The organism is Stenotrophomonas genospecies 5 (genome assembly GCF_054473825.1).
In genome coordinates this window covers 3027379-3048650 of sequence record NZ_JBTMUW010000001.1, presented here as the reverse complement: position 1 = coordinate 3048650, position 21272 = coordinate 3027379, and the positions used below count along the sequence as shown (strand labels likewise).

Here is a 21272-nt window from a genome sequence, read left to right as displayed (position 1 = left end):
GGATCGTTCTACGATCCGCAGGGTATTGGCATTTCTGCACTCCATTCCTCCGAGGACAGCCATGATCGAGGTTCTCCGTTTTCCGACCTTCAGGAATCTGTTCGCTGCCCAGGTGATTGCGTTGGTCGGTACTGGCTTGGCGACCGTGGCGCTTTCGCTGCTCGCCTATGACCTGGCTGGCGCGCAGGCCGGCCAGGTGCTCGGCACGGCACTGGCCATCAAGATGGTGGTCTACGTCCTGCTCGCGCCTATGTCCGGCGCGGTCGTGCCAGCCAATCTGCGTAAGCCGGTCCTGATCGGGCTTGATCTGGTGCGCGCGGCCGCGGCACTGTGCCTGCCTTTCGTGAATCAGATCTGGCAGGTGTACCTGCTCATCGCTCTTCTGCAGTCGGCATCAGCCTGCTTCACGCCGCTGTTCCAATCGACCATTCCGGAAATCCTCAAGGAAGAGCGCGACTACACCCGTGCATTGTCCTTGTCGCGGCTGGCGTATGACCTGGAAAGCCTGCTCAGCCCTGCGCTGGCGGCGGCCCTGCTGACACTGATCAGCTTCCATGGCCTTTTCGCCGGTACGTCGGTGGGCTTCGTCTGCTCAGCGCTGCTGGTCGTGGTCACGGCATTCCCCTTCGTTGCAGCCTCGCCGCGCAAGGAAGGCCCCTATGCACGGGCCATCCGTGGCATGCGTATCTATCTGAAGACGCCTCGACTGAAAGGCCTGCTGGCGCTGAACCTGTGCGCTGCCGCGGGTGGTGCGATGGTATTCGTCAATACGGTGGTGGTCGTGCGCAACGTGCTGGGCGGTGCTGAAGCCCAGGTCGCCTGGGCCCTGGCTGCGTTCGGCGGCGGCTCGATGCTGATGGCGTTGGTTCTTCCCAAGGTACTGGACCGCGTACCGGACCGTCGCGTGATGCTCTCTGCAGCCAGCATGATGCTTGCGGTGCTTACCGCCTTGGGGGTTACGTGGTGGCTGACGCCCTCCGCGATCGGCTGGCCCCTGGTGCTGTCCGGCTGGGCATTGCTGGGCATGAGCTACGCCGGCTTGGTGACACCAGGCGGCCGGCTGCTACGGCGCTCGGCAGAGTCCACTGACCTTCCTTTCCTGTTCGCCGCGCAGTTCTCGCTTTCCCACGTCTGCTGGCTGATTGCCTACCCACTGGCCGGTACCGTGGGGGCACGCCTGGGCATGCCGGTGGCGGTTCTGGCGCTCGCGGTGGTGGCCTGCGCGGGGCTTCTATTCGCCTGGCGTACCTGGCCTGCGAATGATCCTGACGCAATCACCCACCGACATGATGATCTCCCTGCGGACCACCCGCACATGCAGGAACACGCGCATACGGAACAAGGCCACTCGCACCGTTTTGTCATCGATGACAACCATACCCGTTGGCCCGGTTGAACGACGAGTCACCAGAGATGCCCAGTAGCGCGCGCACGCTGAACAACCCCCCTTTTTCGTGTCGACTTTGATCCAGCAACACACTAGTCTTTGAGCATGACATCACTGCGCCGGATATCGAATGTGCGACTGCTCACCAGCATCTTTCTGATGCTGGTGGCAAGCATGTTCCTGCGCCCGGTGCTGAATCATCTTGGCGAGCTGCATGGTCTGCAGCACATGGTGCAGACCGCAGCCGAACATGGACATCCGCACGCGGGCGATCGTGATGCTGCAGATCGGGATCCTCTGCACGCGTCGGGCGGCCATGGCGTGCTGCACCAGTCCGATCTGGGCGGGTCACTTGGCATCCTGCTGGACGTAGCACTCCACGATCCAGCCATCGGCCGTGGTGCGCACCCTTGGCATCGCCAGGCAGCGTTCATTGCCCATCACTGCTCATCGTTGTTCAGGCCTCCCATCGTCGCGGCCTGATGCCGGGCGCATGTCTGCCGCGCTGCCTGCTTTCTGCGGGCATGCGGCTGGCTTGCGGCTAGACGCATCGCGGTTCCCCTCTGTATTCCGGCCACGATCCGGCTGACTCCTGCGCCACCGCGCGGTAACGACGTGCATGCGTGCCCTGGCACACATCTGCATGGCGTTGCCGTGCGCCTGTGGCGGGGCGCGGCGCGGAGGACCGTGGCATGTCATGTCACTCAAGAACTCCATCATGATCCCCAGACCACATTCCGGGCTATCCACCCGTACCCATCCCATGGCCATGCCGTCGCATTGGCCGCGCACGCTGCTCGCAGCGATAACCATGCTGTTGCTTGTTTTCACTGCCGATGGTGCTCTGGCGCATGCCATCGCCGAGGGCGACAAGGGTTACATCCAAGAGATATCAGGGGTAAATCTGATCGCCTTCGCTTACCTGGGCGCCAAGCACATGGCCACCGGGTATGACCACATTCTGTTCCTGCTGGGCGTGATCTTCTTCCTTTACCGGATGAAGCATGTCGCGCTGTACGTCACCCTGTTTGCCATCGGTCATTCCACGACTATGCTGCTGGGTGTGCTCTTCAATGTGGGCATCAACAGCTATCTGATCGATGCGATCATCGGCTTGTCAGTGGTCTACAAGGCGCTGGATAACCTCGGTGCCTACCAGCGTTGGTTCGGCTTCCAGCCCAATACCAAGGTCGCGACACTGGTGTTCGGACTGTTCCATGGCTTTGGCCTGTCCACCAAGATCATCGAATACGACATCTCCCCCGATGGTCTTCTGCCGAACCTGCTCGCCTTCAACGTCGGGGTGGAAATGGGGCAGATGCTTGCCCTGGGCGCCATCCTGATTGTGATGGGCTACTGGCGCCGCACCGCCAGCTTCTTCAAGCACGCCTACTTCGCCAACGCGGCAATGCTCTGCGCAGGTTTCGTCCTGATCGGCATGCAGCTGACCGGCTACGCCATTTCCTGAATCCTTGAGAGATCCCTACCATCATGTACAACAGCAAGCCCCTCGAAAGTGACCTCCCCAGCAGCCGTCAGCTGGCGCGCACTACCCTCATCGCCGCCGGCATCGCCGTCGTGCTTCTCATCGGTGTCGTGCTGCCTGCGGAACACGCCGTGGATCCGTTGGGTATAGGCCGAATGCTGGGTCTGACCGAGATGGGACAGATCAAGCAGCAACTGTCCGAAGAAGCCGCAGCGGATGCGGCCATGGATGCCCGGGCCGAGGAGGGCCTCGCCGTGCTCACCCAGGTCTCCACGCGGGATCGCCAGACAGTCGAAGTCACTTCCAAGCCGGCCGCTGCTTCGGCCTCAGCGCCCGCAGCTACGGAGTGGCGTGACGAAGCCGAAGTCGTGCTGGCGCCCGGTCAGGGTACCGAAATCAAGCTTTCCATGAAGGAAGGCGAGCGTGCGACCTACACCTGGTCGGTCCAGGGCGGGGTGGTGAACTTCGACACCCATGGTGACGGCGGTGGTCGTGCCATCAGCTATGAGAAGGGGCGAGGTGAGGCGTCCGACCAGGGCGTACTTCTGGCCGCCTTTACGGGCAACCACGGCTGGTTCTGGCGCAATCGCGGCGAGGAACCGGTCACCCTGCTGCTGCGTACGGGCGGGCAGTATGAACAGCTGAAGAAAATGTAAGACCAGGCCAGGAGGGCGTGCCCGGGGCAGCCGGGTACGCTCCTCTGCAAACATTCGTCCTACCATCTCGACAAGGCCACGTGCCACATTTACCCTAGATCCCATGCGTCTTTCCGCCCGCCACCGTGTGCTCGCCCGCATCAGCCTTTTCGCGCTGATGCTGCTGAGTGTTGTGGCGCGGCCGATGGTGATCCAGCTGAGCGAACTGCATGGTCTGGAGCACGACATCGCCGCTGCGTTCGACCATGGGCATTCCCATCCGGCCGGAGCCAGTGACAACCTCGACGACGACCACGCCTCTGGTGCGCACAGCGTGCTGCACCAGGCAGACGCAAGCTTCGCAGGGAGCCTGTTCAATGGCCACCACCAGGTAGTCGCTCTCGCACTGAGCGCCGACGTGCCCGCATTGCGGCTGCTGCGCGTGCCTTTGGGTTATCCCGCCTCGCCCTTCCGGCCTCCGATCGTCTGACAACGCCTGCCGCGTCCGCGCGGCCTGTTCTGCTGCCTGCCTTAGCGGGCGGCAGCGCGTTGTTCTAACATCTTTCCGGAGGCTTCCGTGAAATTCCGTAGTGTGTGGGCGCTGGCCATTGCCGGCGCCTGCGGTATGGCCGTGCCTGGCCATGCCGCCGAAGTTCTGCGCCTGGAGGAAGCGGTCGCCCGCGCCCTGGGCAGTCATCCGAGCGCCGCAGCTGATGCCGCCCAGCTGGAGGCAACCCGCAGCCGTGCAGCCCGGGAGGGCCTGCCGGCGCCAATCATTCTGGGCGGGGAACTGGAGAACGTTGCTGGCAGCGGCAGCGTTTCAGGGATGGATGCCGCTGAGGCAACGTTCCGCGTATCCCGCCTGCTGGAACTCGGCGGCAAGCGCGCTGCGCGACAGGCATTGGGCGGCGCGGAGATCGACGCGGCCCAACGGGCAGGGGACGTGACTCGCGTAACCATCGCCACCCGAGCCGCAGGACGGTTCATCGATGTGCTGGCCGCGCAGGAGCATGTGGAACACGCGCAGGAGCGCATCGCGATGGCGCGCGCCCTGCAGCGAGAGGTCGGGCGTTGGGTCTCGGCGGCGCGCAATCCTGATTCCGACCTGCGAGCGGCAGAAATCGCAGTTGCCGACGCCGAACTCAAGCGCGATCAGGCGCTGGAGCGTCTGGAGTCGACACGCCATGCGCTCGCAGCTTCATGGGGTGCGTTGACGGTCGACTTTGGCGCCGTCGCTGGTGATACCTCGGTGCTGCCCCCCCTTGAGCAGTTCCAGGCGATGGCCGCGAAGCTGCCTTCGACACCTCAGCAACAGCTTCTTGAGTCCCAGGCAGGCGTGCTGACCGCGCGCCGTAACGTGGCGCTTGCCGCCGCCCGGCCAGATGTCAGCGTGGGCCTGGGCATTCGCCGGCTGGAAGCCACCAAAGACAGCGGATTGGTGATGTCGGTTTCTGTCCCATTGGGCAGCCGCAAGCGATCAGCGTATTCCGTTTCTGAAGTCGACCACGAGCTGTCTGCCCTCAGTGCCCGGCGCCAAGCGCAGGCCGTTGAACTGCAACAGGAACTTTTCGATATCTACCAGCAATTGCGGCAAGCGCAGCTGGAGGTCGAGTCGGTACGCGAACGCCAGCTGCCCAAGGCCGAGGCAGCACTGAAGCAGAGCCGGCGCGGCTTCGAGGAGGGCCGATTCTCCTATCTGGCGCTGGGCCAGGCGCAGAAGACCCTGTTCGACCTTCGCGAGCGCGAAGTTGAAGCCGCCGCCCGCTATCTCCGACTGCTGGTCGAGGCAGATCGCCTCACCGCCTCCGCTCTGGACATCCGCCCATGAACCGCTACGCATTCCTGATCATGTTCCCCTTGGTCCTTTCCGCCTGCGGCGGTGACAAAGCCGCGACCGAAGCCTCTACCGAGACAGCTGCCGCATCCGCCGACTACGAACGAGGGCCGAATCGAGGGCGCATGCTGCGTGACGGCGATTTTGCCCTCGAGATCACCGTTTACGAAACCAACACGCCGCCACACTTCCGTCTTTACGCGTATCGCAACGACAAACCGATTCCGCCTTCCGAAGTGCAGGCGAGCATGCAGCTCAAGCGTCTGGACGGCGAGGTCAATACCTTCAGCTTCAAGCCGGAGAACGGCTACCTCGTCGGCAGTGGGGAGGTCACTGAGCCGCACTCGTTCGATGTGGTGGCCGAAGCCACCGCAGCAGGCAAGTCCCATCGCTGGAACTACCCCTCCTATGAAGGCCGTACGCGAATCGAACCACAAGCAGCTAAGGACGCGGGCATCGTGGTGGAAGCAGCAGGCAGTGCCAGCATCCGCGACACAGTGACCTTGATGGGCAACGTGACGGTCAACACGGCGCGGCAAGCCGCAGTGAAAGCACGCTTTCCCGGCGTGGTGCGCAGCGTTGCAGTCGAGATGGGCCAGCGAGTCAGTGCGGGCCAGACTCTGGCCACGGTGGAAGGCAACGACAGCATGCGCAGCTATGCCGTCATCGCGCCGTTTGGCGGAATTGTGTTGGCGCGTAATACCAGCGTTGGGGACGTGGCGGCAGACAACACGTTGTTCGAGATCGCCGACCTCTCCGAGGTATGGGTAGACCTGCGGGCACTGGGCACCGACGCCGAGCGGCTTGCTGCAGGCCAGGTGGTGACGCTTCGCTCAGCCACTGGCGCCCATGAAACCCAAGGACGGGTGCAGAGCCTGCTCCCCTTGGCCAGTGCCGGCCAAAGCGTAGTCGCACGGGTCAGCATCCCCAATGAAGACGGCCGGTGGCGCCCGGGTATGGCCGTGTCGGCCGAGGTCGTGTTGTCCGAAACCCAGGTCCCGTTGGCAGTCAAGGAATCCGGGCTGCAGCGCTTCCGTGACTTCACCGTGGTCTTCGCACAGGTGGGCGACACGTATGAGGTGCGCATGCTTGAGCTCGGCAAGCGCGATGGGCAGCTGGTCGAGGTACTCGGTGGCCTCAAGCCCGGTACCCGTTATGTCAGCGAGCAAAGCTACCTGATTCGCGCGGACATCGAAAAGTCTGGCGCGAGCCACGATCACTGAGGGGCATCCCATGCTAGAGCGAATCATTCGCGCGTCCATCGCGCATCGATGGCTTGTGCTGCTGCTCGTGCTGGCGCTGTCCGGCCTGGGCATCTGGAACTACAGCAAGCTTCCCATCGACGCCGTGCCTGACATTACCAATGTACAGGTACAGATCAACACCGAAGCCCCTGGCTATTCGCCACTGGAAGCCGAGCAGCGCGTGACCTTCCCGGTTGAAACCGCACTGGCCGGGTTGGCACGTCTGGAGTACACACGCTCAATCTCGCGCTACGGCCTTTCGCAGGTGACCGTGGTATTCGAGGATGGGACAGATATCTACTTCGCCCGCCAGCAGGTTGCTGAGCGTCTGCAGCAGGCGGCCTCCCAGTTGCCCAATGGCCTGAAGCCAACACTGGGACCGGTTGCCACGGGCCTGGGCGAAATCTTCATGTACACCGTGGAGGCCGAACCAGGAGCTGAGAAAACCTGGACGCCAATGGCACTGCGTACCCTGCAGGACTGGGTGGTACGCCCGCAGATGCGGCACCTGAAGGGCGTGACCGAGGTCAACACCGTGGGCGGTTACGTCCGCCAGTTCCATATCACGCCAGACCCCCGCAAGCTGCAGGCCTATGGCCTGACCCTGCAGGACGTCATGGAGGCCGTTGCCCGCAGCAATGCGAACGTCGGTGCGGGCTACATCGAGAAGAGCGGCGAGCAATACCTGGTACGCGTGCCTGGGCAGGTTGCCGACATGGACGGCCTGCGCAAGATCGTGGTGGCTAATCGAGAGGGGCTGCCGCTGCGGGTAGGCGATCTTGCTGATGTCCACGAAGGCACCGAGCTGCGGACCGGCGCCGCCACCAAGGATGGAAAGGAAGTTGTGCTTGGCACGGCCTTCATGCTGATCGGCGAGAACAGCCGGGCCGTCGCCCAGCGCACCGCTGCCAAGCTGAAGGAGATCGACGGCACGCTGCCCGAGGGCGTTCGTGCGCACCCGGTGTATGACCGAACCGAGCTGGTGGATCGCACCATTGAAACGGTGAAGAAGAACCTCCTGGAGGGCGCGCTGCTGGTCATCGCGGTGCTGTTCCTGCTGCTGGGCAATCTGCGCGCCGCGCTCATCACCGCTGCGGTCATCCCGTTGACCATGCTGCTAACGATCTCCGGAATGGTTCAGAACCGGGTATCGGCCAACCTGATGAGCCTCGGTGCGCTCGACTTTGGCCTGATCGTGGACGGCGCGGTCATCATCGTGGAGAACTGCCTGCGCCGCTTCGGTGAACGCCAGCATGCGCTGGGACGCCTGTTAACGCGCGAGGAGCGATTCTCCCTGGCCGCTTCGGCAAGCGCCGAGGTCATCAAGCCCAGCCTGTTCGGTCTGTTCATCATCGCGGCGGTGTACATCCCGATCTTCGCGTTGTCGGGTGTGGAAGGAAAGATGTTCCATCCCATGGCCTTGACCGTGGTAATCGCCCTCACCGGTGCCATGGCGTTGTCGCTGACGTTCGTGCCGGCTGCCGTGGCGCAGTTCGTCACCGGCAAGGTGTCCGAGAAGGAAACCAAGGTCATGCGTGGCGTAACCCGCCTGTATGGCCCTCTGCTGGAGCGGGCGGTCAGTGCCCGTAGGTGGGTGGTCGGCGCAGCGGTTGCACTTACCGTGGTGGCCGGCATCGGTGCCAGTCGCATGGGTACAGAGTTCATCCCCAACCTGGATGAAGGCGATATCGCCCTGCACGCGCTGCGCATCCCCGGAACCAGCCTTACCCAAGCCATCGGCATGCAACGCCAGCTGGAAGCTGCCATCAAGCAGTTCCCTGAAGTCGACGAGGTGGTGGCCAAGATCGGTACTGCCGAGGTGGCGACCGACCCGATGCCTCCGTCGGTCGCCGACACCTTCATCATGCTCAAGGATCGGGACCAGTGGCCGGACCCGCGCAAACCAAAGGCCCAGCTGATTGCCGAGCTGGAGAAGACCGTCAGAGCCATCCCCGGCAACAACTACGAGTTCACTCAGCCGGTGCAGATGCGCATGAATGAGCTGATCGCCGGCGTGCGCGCGGAAGTGGCGATCAAGCTCTATGGCGACGATCTGGATCAACTCGCACAGATCGGCAGCCAGATCGAGGACGTTGCCAACCGGATCACCGGCGCAGCGGACGTGAAGCTGGAGCAGGTCTCGGGCCTTCCGTTGATGACCATTACGCCTGACCTGGACGCGTTGGCGCGCTATGGCGTGGCAATCGACGATGTGCAGAAGACCGTATCGGTCGCATTGGGTGGGGAGTCCGTTGGCCAAGTATTCGAAGGTGATCGTCGTTTCGACATCGTCGTGCGGCTGCCCGAGAACCTGCGTCAGGACACGCGCACGCTGGAATCACTGCCTGTAACGGTGTCAGGTTCGACAGAGGCCGATGCTGATCGCGGTTTCGTTCCGCTGGGGCAGCTGGCCAAGGTTGAGGTGGCTCCAGGCCCGAATCAGATCAGCCGCGAGAACGGCAAGCGGCGTGTGGTTATCACCAGCAACGTCCGCGGACGCGATCTCGGCTCGTTCGTCGAGGAGCTGCGCGCCGCCGTCGGAGATGAAGTCCAGCTGCCTGAAGGTTACTGGGTGGAGTATGGCGGCACGTTCCAGCAGCTCATCTCGGCCAGCGAGCGGCTGATGGTGGTGGTGCCCGTAGTGCTGGTGATGATCTTCGGCCTGCTGTTCATGGCGTTTGGTTCGGGACGTGATGCCGCCATCGTTTTCAGCGGCGTGCCGCTCGCCCTTACCGGCGGTGTGGCGGCTCTGTGGCTGCGTGACATTCCGCTGTCCATCTCGGCCGGTGTCGGGTTCATCGCGCTTTCGGGCGTGGCGGTACTGAACGGCCTGGTGATGATCAGCTTCATCAAAAGCCTGCGGGAACAGGGTGTGCCTCTCCACCGCGCTGTCAGCGAGGGGGCAGCGGGACGCTTGCGACCTGTGCTGATGACTGCCCTGGTCGCCAGCCTGGGCTTCCTGCCCATGGCACTGAACGTCGGTGCCGGCGCTGAAGTACAGCGTCCTCTCGCCACGGTGGTCATCGGCGGCATCGTCTCGTCCACGCTTCTGACGCTGCTGGTGCTTCCTGCGCTTTACCGCCTCATCCATCGCGAGGGCGATACGTCCAAGGATGAAGCCGAATGACGCTTTCCCTTTTTCCAACGTTGAGGAACCTACGCTTGATTCCGTTGAACAGACCGTTGTCGTGGCTCCTCCTGCTGGCCGCGCTGTTGATTCCCTGGGCTGCGTTCGCCCACGGTGTCAGTGAGGGTGACCAAGCCTTCCTGGAGGACAGCACGGGCACCCAGCTGATTGCATTTACCTACCTGGGTGCCAAGCACATGGTCACAGGGTACGACCACCTGCTGTTTCTGTTCGGGGTGATCTTCTTCCTGTACCGGATGCGTGATGTCAGCATCTACGTGACCTTGTTCGCCATTGGTCACAGCACGACGCTGCTGCTGGGCGTGTTGGGTGGCTTCCACGTGAATGCCTACTTGGTGGACGCCATCATCGGACTGTCAGTGGTCTACAAGGCACTGGACAACATGGGGGCGTTCAAGCGCTGGTTCGGCGTGCAGCCCAACACCAAAGCAGCCGTGCTGATCTTCGGCTTCTTCCATGGCTTCGGATTGGCAACGAAGTTGCAGGATTTCACCCTGTCGGCTGATGGTCTTGTCCCGAACATGCTGGCGTTCAACGTCGGCGTGGAGCTGGGCCAGCTGCTGGCCTTGGCCGGCATCCTGATTCTGATGGGCTTCTGGCGTCGCCTGCCGTCCTTCCATCGGCAGGCCTACAGCATCAATACCGTCCTGATGTGTGCCGGCTTCGTGCTGATGGGCATGCAACTGACGGGCTACTTCGTTTCCTGACCTTTGATCGAGGCTTTCAATGTCCATTTCCATCAATCAGCAACTTCCCAGCACTCGCCGACTGCTCAAATCGACCGCGCTCGCCGTGGCGGTCGCTGGTGTGATTCTGATCACTACCGTACTGCCCGCCGAGTACGGCATTGACCCGACTGGCGTGGGTCGTGCCCTCGGTTTGGATGCGCTGGCCGCGAGCGGCGATTCCTCCGCATCTGAAGCCGTTCCTCAAACCTCAAATGGGCGCCCGGAAGCCATTGCGGCCTTGTCCGAGAAGGCCAAGGTCGCCTTCGGAGAGAACAAGGGGCAATCCCTTGATCCAGCGGCTGTAGGTTTTGGTTCTGGCGCGCTGCGTCAGGACACCATGACCATCGAAATCGAGCCAGGCAAAGGCATGGAGCTGAAGTCCCACATGACCACGGGTGCAGGAATGCTGTTCCGCTGGACATCCAGCGCTCCGGTTGCCGTGGACATGCATGGCGAGAGACCTGACGTGAAGGGAGCCTGGACCAGCTACGCCGTAGAGGGCGCCCAATCGAAAGCAGAGGGGACTTTCATCGCTCCCTTCGATGGAACACATGGCTGGTATTGGCAGAACCGAGGTACCTCGCCGGTGATCATCACAATCGAACTGAATGGCTATCAGGCCGACCTGTATCAGCCGTAACACCCCCGGCATTCCGCCGGAACCAACCCAGGAGTCAATCCATGAAACTGCGTTATACGTTCGCTGTATGCCTCGTTGCCGGCCTGACATGGTCCTCAGGCGCATCTGCCCACGATCCTGCCTTGCATGCCGATCCGGTGCCGGCCGCCGCGCCACAAGCTAAGCCAAAGACGTGCGAGCAGCTGGCTGATCGATCGAAGTACAAGGTTGATCTGAATGACTCTCAGACCAAGGCATTGAAGGAGCGTTGCGACGCCGAGGCGGCTTCGGGCGCTAAGAAGAAGTAAGCGGTGGGCAATGTGGCCCGGCTGTAAGTGTCGGGCCACATTGATGCAGAAGTCGCAGTGCAGGCACCGTGTGCTGGGACGTCCGTTTCTGGCCGAGATCGGACATTGCCCGCCTCGTTGAGCCGTACGCCTTGGCTGCTTAGGGTCTCTTGCACTCGGTGCCGATCTGCTCAGTGAGAACTGTCAGGGACTGCTGGAATGCGGCGGCGAATTGCTGGCTGCCCTCCCTCTCGTGGCTATGGGCGATCGAGGGGAGCAGTCTGGTCCACGTGTCGAGCAGAATCACCGGGTCTTGGTGTGTTAGAAACGAAACCCGCAACCCATACTCCATTGCTTTGAGGTAGCCGCGGTGCATCTCAAGTGCGGCCTCGCAAGCGTGGAGGCGCTCAAGGATTTCTGTGATCTCGGAGGTCATGGCAGTCTGGACAGGCAAGGGGTGGGAAGGCGATAGTTTGCGAACATCTGGACGAGTCCGCCATGAGCATCCTCAACCTTCTGCTCACTCGTGATCACCTTGTCGTCGCCGTGGATACCTTGGCAGAGGATGCTCTCACAGGGGCACATTCCGCCGGGGCAAAGCTGCTGCTGATCCCTCAGCACAACCTGATGTTTGCTACGCGAGGTTCTACGCAGTTCTTCCTTCGCATTTATGAGCTGGCGCTGCAGGCTAGCTACCGCGCAGATTTCACAATGGAACAGTTATCTGTCGAGCTGGGGTTGGTGGTGGACCAGCTGTGGCCGAACTACGAGAAGGCGGCAGCCGAGGCAGGATTACCGATCGAGCAGCTCGGGACCGAGTTGGTGTTTGGTGGCTGGTCGTCGAAGAGCGACCGGATGATGGCCACGGCATATGCCAAGAGCGGCAGCCAGCACCCTTGCGTGGTCCAGCCGATCCGGGGGCAGCTGGCCTCACCAGGCGAACCGCTCCGGGCCGTGATTCCTAGCATGGCCCAGAAGGATCTGCTGGCCCACGCACGCCTGCAGGCCAGCTACCTCAATGAGCAACTTGGCCGGCGAGTGGCGGGAGGCCGGTTGCTGGCTGGGTTCTTGCAGAAGGGACAGGCCGTGCTCAAGGATCTTGGAGAGATCTAGGTCGTTGGCGGCAATCCGGCTAACGCCAGAATCCGTCCGCCCCTTATTTCTCTTCTCCGCGGGACCAGTAGGCTCAAGGCTAGTCGTGGATAAGAAAGATCTATCGGGGGAGGGGGCTATCGTCTTCTGACCGAAGCCGGGCATTGGTCAGTCGCCCGATACTGACTTGCGCCGGCTGCTGCCGCGCCCTCTCCTAACGCGACGATCCTCAGCAGCGACACGTTGGGGTTGGTCTTATCAGAAGGACAGGAAGCTGATCAGTGCTTCCCTAGAGGTGATGTGAGGCAGATGCCCAGTTGTGCAGGAACTCCTCTTGCTCCAATGTCTCAACGGCACCAAGGCGTACCATTCTCACGCGCCTGATCGCATCCTCGCTGCTCAGGGAAGTCTTGGTGCTGAGGAGAAGCATGCAGGCGACAGTGCCTGCTCTGCCAAGTCCGCCCTTGCAATGGACGACAACCCGTTTGCCGTTAAGTAGCGCGTTGCAGATGGACGTCTCCAACTCCTTCCATCGCTGGAGGAACCCGTAGTCGGGCGCGGCGCCATCCACGATCGGCAGTCCGTACCACCGTAGACCATGGTCTGCTGCACGCTCTGGCAGAGCGGCGATCTGAAGATCCTCGAACTCCCAAGGCTCAATTAGACTGATGAGATGACTTGCGCCCCATGAACTTATAGCTTGAAGGTCCATATCCAAGTCTCGCGACCACGATCCGGTCATAGCTGTGACTTGATGCTTGCCAGGCGCGAACGTCACCCCGATGGCCCCACCGCAATGGCCAACCGGGAGAGTCGCAATCTGAAGGGGGTGGGAAAGACTGGTTCTGGTCACGCTGACTCCGGCGATTGAATGGCGCGCTCTGTCATGCAGAGAACCTAGACGTGGCTTCGTCTGCGGCTCTGGCGCGATGGCTTCGATTGATGCTTAGTCAGGCGAGCTAGAAAGCAGCGACACTCTCTCCCCGATGCGTCGCTGGGCGGCCTGCAACCCACTGTCATCAGCAAGGTACGGTGATGCGAATAGCGGGGCCTCAACCCAGAACTTGTGTTGACCCCGGTGGATGTAGGGGCGGTGGTCGTCAAGCAGCAGAGCTTGGCCAAGTAGTGGAGACACGAATCGAAGGTCCTTGGTAGGCCCAGTCCATTCGACGTAGCGGACCCCTGTGAACCAGCCAGGCACATGGCCTTCCTCAGCCAGAAGTAAGGCGATTCTTAGCGACATATGCCGAGATACCGTTGTGAAAAGCACAACCTCATCAAAGGTGGTTCTAGCATAATCTAGGAAATCCCGAAGTCCTGGTCGAGGAATTTGGCTGACCGCATTGGAGATCAGGGTTCCCTCAAGATCGAGGGCGAGGATACTGGGGCGCATGCGATAGGAGCCTATCTACGTTTGAGTGCGTCGTAAGAGACGCGATCTGAGTCCTGGCCCCTCTTGCTGCCGAGCCAGAATAGGAGGGGCGAGCCAGTAGTCGTCGCCAATAGGCAGTAGGCACTCCAGCGCGACATCGACCATCAGCGGTCGCCGCCATGCAGGGTCCGGCAGAAAGCAGTAGTCAGACTTGCTTAGCGTTCCTGATGCTTGCTTGCGAGATAGCCAATCTGCTCGACTGCGTATCTCGCGGCTCAGCACGGTCAATGCTGCGGATTCGTCGCCGCCGGTGCTTAAGAACTCACTCGCAGCTCCCCGGACTGACGACCAAAGCACGTATCGCTTGCGTCCCAAACTCAGCTCACGCCATTCTCTTTCCTGTACACATAGGATCTCCTCGGCGTGTTGAGTACGGATCCGATGCTTGCGTAGCAATGACACGAGATAGGCAGCAGCTTCGCGGTCGGAAAGCTGACGCCAGAGCCACTGTCGGTCCTGTGCTCCAAGCGAGGGGCGCCATGCTCTAAGTGCATGGGTTAGTGAACTACTCAGGTCGTCAGGCAGCTGACTGCTCTCCCGATAGCTCCAGCTAATAGGGTCGTAAAGAGATCGCCTTGTAGAGCCATTTGACGAGCTCGTCTCAGCTAGGACCCCCGCTGTCTGAAGGAACAGCAGCAAGTGCTGCGCAACTGCTGTGTCAGCGGCCACAGGTGCGGAAATCGAAGTGGAGCGCTCGAGCGCACACCACGCGCACGCGTAGAACGGCCCAAGCGATACTAGCAGCGCATCGAGGTCTGGCCACGGAGGGATGAGGGTCTGTTGGTCACGACCATAGATCACTCGATCCCCGGCAGTTCAACCGGCTCTGATGCTAGCAAGCCACCGGAAAGTCGTCTACACAATTTTCATGTAGTGCCCGGCTCGGCCATAGATTTCGTTCCGCTCCTCCAGGCGGACCTGATGGCTACCAAGACGATCTACCAAAGTGCGTACCTTCGGTTGGTCGGTCTGCTCCGCGAGCGACGTGAGTCGTTGGGTATCAGTCAAACCCGGCTAGCCGCTCATCTGGGGTGGCCTCAGCAGCGAGTCTCTTCCGTTGAGTCTGGGGCCCGACGCTTGGACGTATTGGAGTTCTGCCTCATCGCTGCTGCCTTGGGGTTCTCTCCGGCTGAGGTATCTGATCAGGTCATGAAGATGCTACAGAGCGTGCGCGGCAGCCAGATTAAGGGCCGGCACTAGCGAGCGACGGTGGCGATCGCGTCAAGCCAGATGATTCATGTGGGCTCTTTCTGGGGGTGCCACCTGTGAAGCGGAGAACCTTCTTTGGTTGAGCTGCTGCCAACGTTCGGCCTTGTCTGATCAATGACTGTTCTGGTTTGAGTTGCCTCATGGAGTACTTGCGCGGTTACGCCCAGACTGTGCGAACTGCACGAAGACAGCCGCGGCACATTGAGGGCTGGTCGCATGCGCGAAAACCTGGTTGAGGGGGGCGAAAGTGCCTGCCTGAGCCGGGTTGCGCGCCTGATGGCAGCAAAAGGCCTGCAACCTAGGAGTTAGATGACGCAAGTCCTCCGTCCAGCCGTTCAGGGCCGTTGATAGAATGCGGAACCAACATTGACGCGGGCGGCCCTCATGAATTTCACAGAAGCCATTACGATTGGAACGGTAGTATTTGCCGGAGTTTCAGCCATCGGCTCTGCGATTACAGCGGTTATCACTGCCAGTTCAATCCGAGGAACCCGGCGGGACCAGGAGAGCAAGCAGATGCTGGAGCAGGCCGTCCTTTCCTTGGAACGTGCCTATGAAGCCCTTGCCAAGGATGCCAAGCCTGTTGGCGCGCACTTAAAACTGACCCAGGCTGCGCGTTGAACTTTGACCCACCCGGTGTACGGGGCTGAGGGTATCAGTTGGTGGTCTGGGTGGTGGCCTCCTTTGCCCTGATTCTGGCTTTGGTCTTGTTGGCGGCGGTGCTGTTGCGCAGCCGCCAGGAGTCGTTGCCGGTCTCCAGGATGTGGCAGTGGTGGGTGATGCGATCCAGCAGCGCGGTGGTCATCTTGGCGTCGCCGAACACCTGACCCCATTCGGAGAAGGCCAAGTTGGTGGTGATGGCGAGGCTGGTGCGCTCGTAGAGCTTGCTGATCAGGTGGAACAGCAGCGCGCCGCCTGAGGGGGTGAACGGCAGGTAGCCCAGTTCATCGAGGATGACCAGGTCGGCATAGGTCAGGCGCAGGGCGATCTGCCCGGCCTTGCCCTGGGCCTGTTCCTTCTCCAGCGCATTGACCAGTTCGATGGTGGAGAAGAAGCGCACGCGCAGGCGATGCTGGCGCACGGCCTGGATGCCGATGGCGGTGGCCAGGTGGGTCTTGCCGGTGCCCGGTCCACCGACAAGGACGACGTTCTCGGGGGTGTGGATGAAGTCACCCTGGTGGAGTCGTTCGACCAGTGCGCGATCAACGGGACTGGCCGCGAAGTCGAACCCGAGCAGGTCACGATGGACGGGGAAACGTGCGGCCTTCATCTGGTTGGCCTGGGCACGAACCTGCCGTTCGGCGGACTCGGCCTGCAGCAGTTCGGCCATCCAGTGTTCGGGCTCCATGGTGTGCAGGCGCATCTTGGCCAGCAGTTCGGGCCACTGGCTGGCCATGCCGTGCAGCTTGAGCTGCTGCATGCGCAGCGGCAGGTCAGGCGTCGACATGATCTGCCTCCCGCAGGGCGTCGTAGCGGGCCGGATCGGACACCGGCGGATGACGCAGCGTCACTCGCGAGGCGACCGTCTCGATCGTGCGGTCCGGATGCTGCAATCGCCCCAGCACGTTGAGCACGTGGTCGGCGCGCACCAGGCCGGACTCGAGTGCCAGTTCCACCGCCACCAGTACCGCTTCGAGCCCGTGCACGGGTACGGCGGCCAGCACCTGGGCCATGGCGCGGTCGCCGTGAGGCTGGCGCAGCAACACCTGCTGCAGCTTGCGCAGCGGATCGGGCATGGACAGGAACGGCGCGCCGTCACGCAGTGCCCCCGGCTTGCGCTGGACCAGGGCGATGTAGTGCTGCCAGTCGTAGTGGACCCGATCACGCTCGAAGCTGCGCCGGTGGCGGGCGACCTCGGCCTCGCCGACCACCACGGCCAGTTCGAAGGGATACACGCGCAGGCTGGCGACGGCGTGGGCGTGTTCGCACGGCACGCTGTAGCGGTTGCGCTGGAAGCTGACCAGCGCGGTCGAACTGACCCGCACCGGCCGCTCGATGTAGCCGTCGAAGGGCGCGGGCATCGGCATCAGGTGGGGCTGTTCGTCCTCCAGAGCTTCGGCCACGGTGATGTCGGAGGCATCCGGATGCGCCTGCATCGGCCAAGCGGCGCGGCACTCGCTGGCGAGCCAGGCATTGAGGGTGTCCAGATCTGGCCAGTGGCGGGCCCCGGCCTCGATCCAGATCTGTCGGCGCCGGTCCTGCACGTTCTTCTCGACCCGCCCCTTCTCCCAACCCGCGGCGCGGTTGCAGAACTCCGCGGCGAACAGGTAGTGGCTGGTCATGGCGTGGAAGCGGGCGTTGACCCGCCGTTCCCGGTGCTGGCCGATCCCGTCCACCGCCGTCTTCATGTTGTCGTAGATGCCGCGGCGCGGCACGCCACCGAAGGCGGTAAACGCCTGGGTATGAGCATCGAACAGCATCTCGTGGCTCTGGGTGGGATAGGCCACCAACCAGAAGGCGCGGCTGCAGGCCAGCTTCACGTGGGCGAGATCCAGCGGCATCTTGGCGTGGCTGCCGACGAAGGCGTACTCGCGGCTCCAGTCGAACTGGAAGGCTTCACCCGGAGGAAAGTGCAACGGCACGAAGGCCGGGCGGCGGCTGGCGCCGCCGGCCGCCTTCCACTGGCGGATGAAGGCCGTCACCCGGGTGTAGGTGCCCGGATAGCCGATCGCCTGCAACTGCGAGAACAGCACCTTGGCGGTGCGTTGTTCCCGCCGGGGACGATGGCTGTCGGCACGCAGCCACGTCTCCAACTGGGACCGGTAGGGATCGAGCCGGGAGGGCGAGGCTCGCCTGGGATAGACCGGCTCGGACTGGCCGCTGCGCAGCCATCGCCGGATGGTATTGCGGGATAGGCCCGTGCGCTTGGCGATCTCGCGCAGCGGCAGGCCATCGCGGAAATGCATCCGCCGGATCTTGGCCAACATGACCATGGTGATCACTCCTGAAATCCCCCGAGCAAAAGATGCTCAGGATGTGGGCTTCAGGTGGGTCAGTTTTACCCGCGCATCACCGCCGAAAGTGGGTCAGTTCTGGATGCGCGCCAACATGCCAAGCCCTACAATCCACCTGAACCAGATCGCATCGCCTGGCTTAGTGCTGCACGCCTACTTACCCAGTATCAGTGGATCAAGAAACGGGTGACTTCCGTCCCGCATAAGCTTGTTCTGGAGGAACAGGAAGAACATTGGCGGCATCGCTTCTATCTACTCCTGCAGCCCCTCATTGGTGTCCGCGGAGTGGGGTACTACAGCGGCGGTCCTTCCTTGGCAGAAAAAGAAGAGCTCATTGAACCGATGTCGGCAGTGGTCATTCATACTTTTGCAAAATGGCCGGAAGGCAAAGTGGATCCGCTCGCCGCTCTTCAGCCCGATAGCATCGACCCTAATGCCGAGTTCCTCAAGGGCAACATGGGTTTGCAGCGCTACCTAGGCGGTCGCGGATTCATTAGATCCACTGGCCCGGAGTGATCCTGCTCAATGCGTCGAATCACCAGAGCGCCGTTGTGGGCATTGGCAATGGTGCGCTGGGTCTCTGCGGGAGACCCACTCTTCTTCCTGCCAACAAGGCCCGAGCAGTCAGGCTTACCAAGCGCCCGGGCTTGCCGAACGGCATCAGGAGGCCGAACCCTGCTGCTGGTGTGCCGACTCGGAAGGCTCTTCTGATTCCTCGTCAATGATCTGCTCTGAGTCGTCGGCTTCGCTATCCGAGGATGCCTCCTCCGCATCTTCTAGGTGTTTGTTCGTCGCCCTTGCGACCTCTTCCCGGCTAAGGGTCTTCTCGACCACCATTTTAAGCACGACGAGGATCTGGTCCACGACTTCGTCCTCAGTCTTCGCATCAACAAGAACCCCTCTACCCCTACCGTCCACTGTTAGCCTTGCGGACGAGCCGATCCTATGCACCCAGACTAGATAGTGGCAATTGTCCGCCAGGTCCTCGCATTCGGCCACGAACCAAAGTTCCTCTTTCATCACTACTCCTATCTGACCATTGTGTGTTGGTTGATATCGGTACGGGAATTCAGGCCTGTAGGGTGACTTGCCGCATTCCCCAGCAATGAGACGGTTGCGAGCCGAATTTGCGACGTCGGTCAACATACATCATCAATTAAAGAGGCCAGGTGCCGCTAATGTTGGTGATGCACTCCAGCAACATCAGGCATGACTGACCTCACCTTCTTCCCCGACGGCGATCAAATCTGGGTAATCGATGGCTATGTCAAACCCCACAAGGGAACTGAGTCGACCTCGGTTCTTTGTTATCTCACATCGATCCCAGCTGACATCGGCGATGATCCGTCAAAGCTGAGCAAGTCTCAGATCGCGACGATCTTTGGACGGGAGAATTCTGCCTCATTCACTACAGCTATCTTCGCGGGTTCCCTACCCAGCTACGCGGTGGGCTTCGCGTTTCAATGTGAAAGATACGTGGGATGCAAGCACTCACCTACTGTGGCCTCTCTGGCTGGATGCAGGATGAAAGAGTAAGTGTCACAGCGGCGGCATCGCAAGGATGCGGAGACGCTATAGTGAAGGTCTAAGAACTCATTCACACCATCTGACCACACGGACGCGTAGCCAACATGTCACTGAGTACAACGCCTGGAATCGACATCGGTGCGGTTGAGCGGGTCATGAGATCCGTTCTGCCCCAGTTGAAGGCGCTGCGTAAGAGAAATGAGTTGGATGAGGATGAGGAAGCCAAGCTCATCTACGCGAACCAGAAGTTGGGAGCCGCCTTCTATAAGTCGGAGTACACACGTAGTCACATAGGTTGGGAGCACGCGCTCGATTTAATCTATGCAGTGCTGAATGCTGGCGATCTCGACGATGCCCGAGCGTTTGCAACGCGGCTTGATGCTGCGCTGAAACAAACAGCGGTGCATCTCGACTATATTGCCGTCATCCCTTTAGGGTTCTTTCAGCCCATAGCTTTCGCTTCGAAGAGGCAGAGCGTTTTTCGCCCATTCCAAGTTGGTCCATTTACACTAGTGCCAGCTGCAGCCACGAGCGAAGCGCTGAACAAGCGCATCAAGATGTTTAACTCCAAAGCTGTGCCGGACGACTTATTCGAACATCAGCAACGGCAGACTGACCAGGCACTGAGCAGCAATCCTTTGTTGCTCCTGCCAACCCATGGGTCTTCGGATTCCCTACGCCATCAGACACGTGCAGCTGCTCGCCGCGTGATCGGATTAATTGAATTGTTTGGTCGAGTTTTCGGCGTAAAGAAGCCGGTGCTGGGGAAGGAGGCCACACCAAGCTATTTGTTCCTCATCAACAAGCGTACGGGGTGGCTTGATCGGGTTATGGCGATGCGCCCGTTGACTGTGTCCATTTCGCTGGAGAGAAAGCTTCTTCAAGTAATGAAGCGGCCCGACGTACCAATTGCCCTCAAGCTGCTCTCCTTGGGTGAGGAAAAAACCTTGAATGCACAGCTTAGGAACGCGCTGGAATTCTTTGGTCGAGCCGTGGGCGAGAAGGATAGCGTGGCGCGATTCATATTCTTTGTCATATCAATGGAGGCAATTTTCTCTCGCGATAAGCACGCGCCCATCAAGATTACTCTGGCTGACTACGCGTCACTACTTTGCTTTAAGGGCGAGGACCGAAGGCGCGTCCATGCGGATCTTGGAAAAATTTACGATGCTCGATCAGAAATTGTGCATACAGGTGTAACTAGCGTCAAACATACGTTGCTGATAAAAGCCGAAGCGCTAGCGGCAAGAGCGTTGTACTGTAGTTTGATGCTTGCCATTCATCTCGATGATGGTCAAGGGGATCTTCAAAATAAATTCTTCGATTTGCTCAAGGGCATGAAGATCGGTGTCGAACTCAATCCAATTAAGCTGCCCGCTTGGCAGGGCTATGGCCCGGATGCAGGCGAATAGTTGAAACGTCGAAGTGCGTGTATCTGATCGATCTTGCCGAGATGGAGCAGCTCTCAGTGACGTACCTGGGCTCGTGGCCTCGAGACACCATCCCTTCAAACAAGCCGGCGCACAATTCGACGGCTTGTTATGTTATTGATTTTAAAGGCCTCGGCCCTTCTTCTCCAAACACAAAAGAAAATTCCGCCCGGCCCTTGAAAAGAGTGATGGTCATCACAAAATAGACGCTTGGCTGAACAGAAACAGCCGGCTGCACGCGGTCTCATGCCTCGAGACGG

Annotated in this window: 21 protein-coding genes and 1 pseudogene; 17 read left to right on the top strand and 5 right to left on the bottom strand. The window is 61.0% G+C overall.

What is annotated here, in order from left to right:
• The first annotated feature begins 25 nt into the window (after positions 1-25).
• The 11 genes from ACX9OW_RS14025 to ACX9OW_RS13975 all read left to right on the top strand — a co-directional run bounded on the left by ACX9OW_RS14025 (position 26) and on the right by ACX9OW_RS13975 (position 11389).
• Positions 26-1396, top strand: coding sequence for an MFS transporter (locus ACX9OW_RS14025; RefSeq protein WP_427916529.1), 1371 nt, complete (start codon positions 26-28; stop codon positions 1394-1396).
• Positions 1397-1519: 123 nt separating this feature from the next.
• Entirely contained in the window at positions 1520-1870 is a 351-nt protein-coding gene (locus ACX9OW_RS14020; RefSeq protein WP_049444365.1) for a hypothetical protein, read from the top strand.
• A 361-nt stretch (positions 1871-2231) separates the two neighbouring features.
• Positions 2232-2855, top strand: coding sequence for a HupE/UreJ family protein (locus ACX9OW_RS14015; protein WP_197593503.1), 624 nt, complete (start codon positions 2232-2234; stop codon positions 2853-2855).
• A 23-nt stretch (positions 2856-2878) separates the two neighbouring features.
• Positions 2879-3529 (top strand): transmembrane anchor protein, encoded by a 651-nt coding sequence (locus ACX9OW_RS14010; protein ID WP_071227707.1) that lies wholly within the window; start codon positions 2879-2881, stop codon positions 3527-3529.
• A gap of 103 nt (positions 3530-3632) precedes the next feature.
• Positions 3633-3998: a hypothetical protein gene (locus ACX9OW_RS14005; protein WP_046984178.1), complete on the top strand. Its 366-nt coding sequence runs from the start codon at positions 3633-3635 to the stop codon at positions 3996-3998.
• An 87-nt stretch (positions 3999-4085) separates the two neighbouring features.
• Entirely contained in the window at positions 4086-5336 is a 1251-nt protein-coding gene (locus ACX9OW_RS14000; RefSeq protein ID WP_176422360.1) for a TolC family protein, read from the top strand.
• Positions 5333-6565 carry an efflux RND transporter periplasmic adaptor subunit gene (locus ACX9OW_RS13995; RefSeq protein WP_046984179.1) on the top strand — a complete coding sequence of 411 codons (1233 nt, stop codon included), beginning with the start codon at positions 5333-5335 and terminating at the stop codon, positions 6563-6565. The genes ACX9OW_RS14000 and ACX9OW_RS13995 overlap by 4 nt, the downstream gene beginning before the upstream one ends.
• 10 nt (positions 6566-6575) lie before the next feature.
• Complete coding sequence (locus ACX9OW_RS13990; protein ID WP_071227706.1) at positions 6576-9713, top strand: efflux RND transporter permease subunit; 3138 nt, start codon at positions 6576-6578, stop codon at positions 9711-9713.
• Between the two features lie 56 nt (positions 9714-9769).
• On the top strand, positions 9770-10441 hold the full coding sequence (locus ACX9OW_RS13985; protein WP_197652578.1) for a HupE/UreJ family protein: 672 nt from the start codon (positions 9770-9772) through the stop codon (positions 10439-10441).
• 19 nt (positions 10442-10460) lie between these two features.
• Positions 10461-11102 (top strand): hypothetical protein, encoded by a 642-nt coding sequence (locus ACX9OW_RS13980; RefSeq protein ID WP_046984182.1) that lies wholly within the window; start codon positions 10461-10463, stop codon positions 11100-11102.
• A gap of 41 nt (positions 11103-11143) precedes the next feature.
• On the top strand, positions 11144-11389 hold the full coding sequence (locus ACX9OW_RS13975; RefSeq protein ID WP_046984183.1) for a hypothetical protein: 246 nt from the start codon (positions 11144-11146) through the stop codon (positions 11387-11389).
• A gap of 139 nt (positions 11390-11528) precedes the next feature.
• Here ACX9OW_RS13975 and ACX9OW_RS13970 read toward each other — a convergent pair whose 3' ends face one another.
• Positions 11529-11804, bottom strand: coding sequence for a hypothetical protein (locus ACX9OW_RS13970; protein WP_046984184.1), 276 nt, complete (start codon positions 11802-11804; stop codon positions 11529-11531).
• 62 nt (positions 11805-11866) lie between these two features.
• On the opposite strand from ACX9OW_RS13970, the gene ACX9OW_RS13965 reads away from it, so the two are divergent.
• The gene (locus tag ACX9OW_RS13965; RefSeq protein WP_071227704.1) at positions 11867-12481 is read left to right on the top strand and encodes a hypothetical protein; all 615 of its coding nucleotides are present in this window, start codon (positions 11867-11869) and stop codon (positions 12479-12481) included.
• Between the two features lie 268 nt (positions 12482-12749).
• On the opposite strand, the gene ACX9OW_RS13960 is transcribed toward ACX9OW_RS13965, so the two are convergent.
• A complete protein-coding gene (locus tag ACX9OW_RS13960) occupies positions 12750-13313 on the bottom strand; it encodes a cyclin-dependent kinase inhibitor 3 family protein (protein ID WP_049441974.1) in 564 nt (187 codons plus the stop codon).
• 1500 nt (positions 13314-14813) lie between these two features.
• Between ACX9OW_RS13960 and ACX9OW_RS13955 the strand changes: the two genes are divergently transcribed.
• The 3 genes and pseudogenes from ACX9OW_RS13955 to ACX9OW_RS13945 all read left to right on the top strand — a co-directional run bounded on the left by ACX9OW_RS13955 (position 14814) and on the right by ACX9OW_RS13945 (position 15722).
• Positions 14814-15092 carry a helix-turn-helix domain-containing protein gene (locus ACX9OW_RS13955; RefSeq protein ID WP_071227721.1) on the top strand — a complete coding sequence of 93 codons (279 nt, stop codon included), beginning with the start codon at positions 14814-14816 and terminating at the stop codon, positions 15090-15092.
• A 174-nt stretch (positions 15093-15266) separates the two neighbouring features.
• Positions 15267-15398: pseudogene (locus ACX9OW_RS13950) on the top strand (IS3 family transposase); the annotation flags it as partial.
• An 87-nt stretch (positions 15399-15485) separates the two neighbouring features.
• Positions 15486-15722, top strand: a complete 237-nt coding sequence (locus ACX9OW_RS13945; RefSeq protein ID WP_143048167.1) for a hypothetical protein — start codon at positions 15486-15488, stop codon at positions 15720-15722.
• Positions 15723-15756: 34 nt separating this feature from the next.
• Here the strand turns inward: ACX9OW_RS13945 and istB are convergent, their stop codons facing one another.
• On the bottom strand, positions 15757-16548 hold the full coding sequence (istB, locus tag ACX9OW_RS13940) for an IS21-like element ISPa36 family helper ATPase IstB (protein ID WP_003097544.1): 792 nt from the start codon (positions 16546-16548) through the stop codon (positions 15757-15759).
• Positions 16535-18034 carry an IS21-like element ISPa36 family transposase gene (gene istA / locus ACX9OW_RS13935; protein WP_003097546.1) on the bottom strand — a complete coding sequence of 500 codons (1500 nt, stop codon included), beginning with the start codon at positions 18032-18034 and terminating at the stop codon, positions 16535-16537. Before istA ends, istB begins: the two co-directional genes overlap by 14 nt.
• Positions 18035-18088: 54 nt before the next feature.
• Between istA and ACX9OW_RS13930 the strand changes: the two genes are divergently transcribed.
• On the top strand, positions 18089-18571 hold the full coding sequence (locus ACX9OW_RS13930; RefSeq protein ID WP_177179487.1) for a hypothetical protein: 483 nt from the start codon (positions 18089-18091) through the stop codon (positions 18569-18571).
• A 144-nt stretch (positions 18572-18715) separates the two neighbouring features.
• Here the strand turns inward: ACX9OW_RS13930 and ACX9OW_RS13925 are convergent, their stop codons facing one another.
• Positions 18716-19075, bottom strand: coding sequence for a hypothetical protein (locus tag ACX9OW_RS13925; protein WP_071227703.1), 360 nt, complete (start codon positions 19073-19075; stop codon positions 18716-18718).
• Between the two features lie 611 nt (positions 19076-19686).
• On the opposite strand from ACX9OW_RS13925, the gene ACX9OW_RS13920 reads away from it, so the two are divergent.
• Positions 19687-20994, top strand: coding sequence for a HEPN domain-containing protein (locus tag ACX9OW_RS13920; RefSeq protein ID WP_143048166.1), 1308 nt, complete (start codon positions 19687-19689; stop codon positions 20992-20994).
• Positions 20995-21272: the final 278 nt, after the last annotated feature.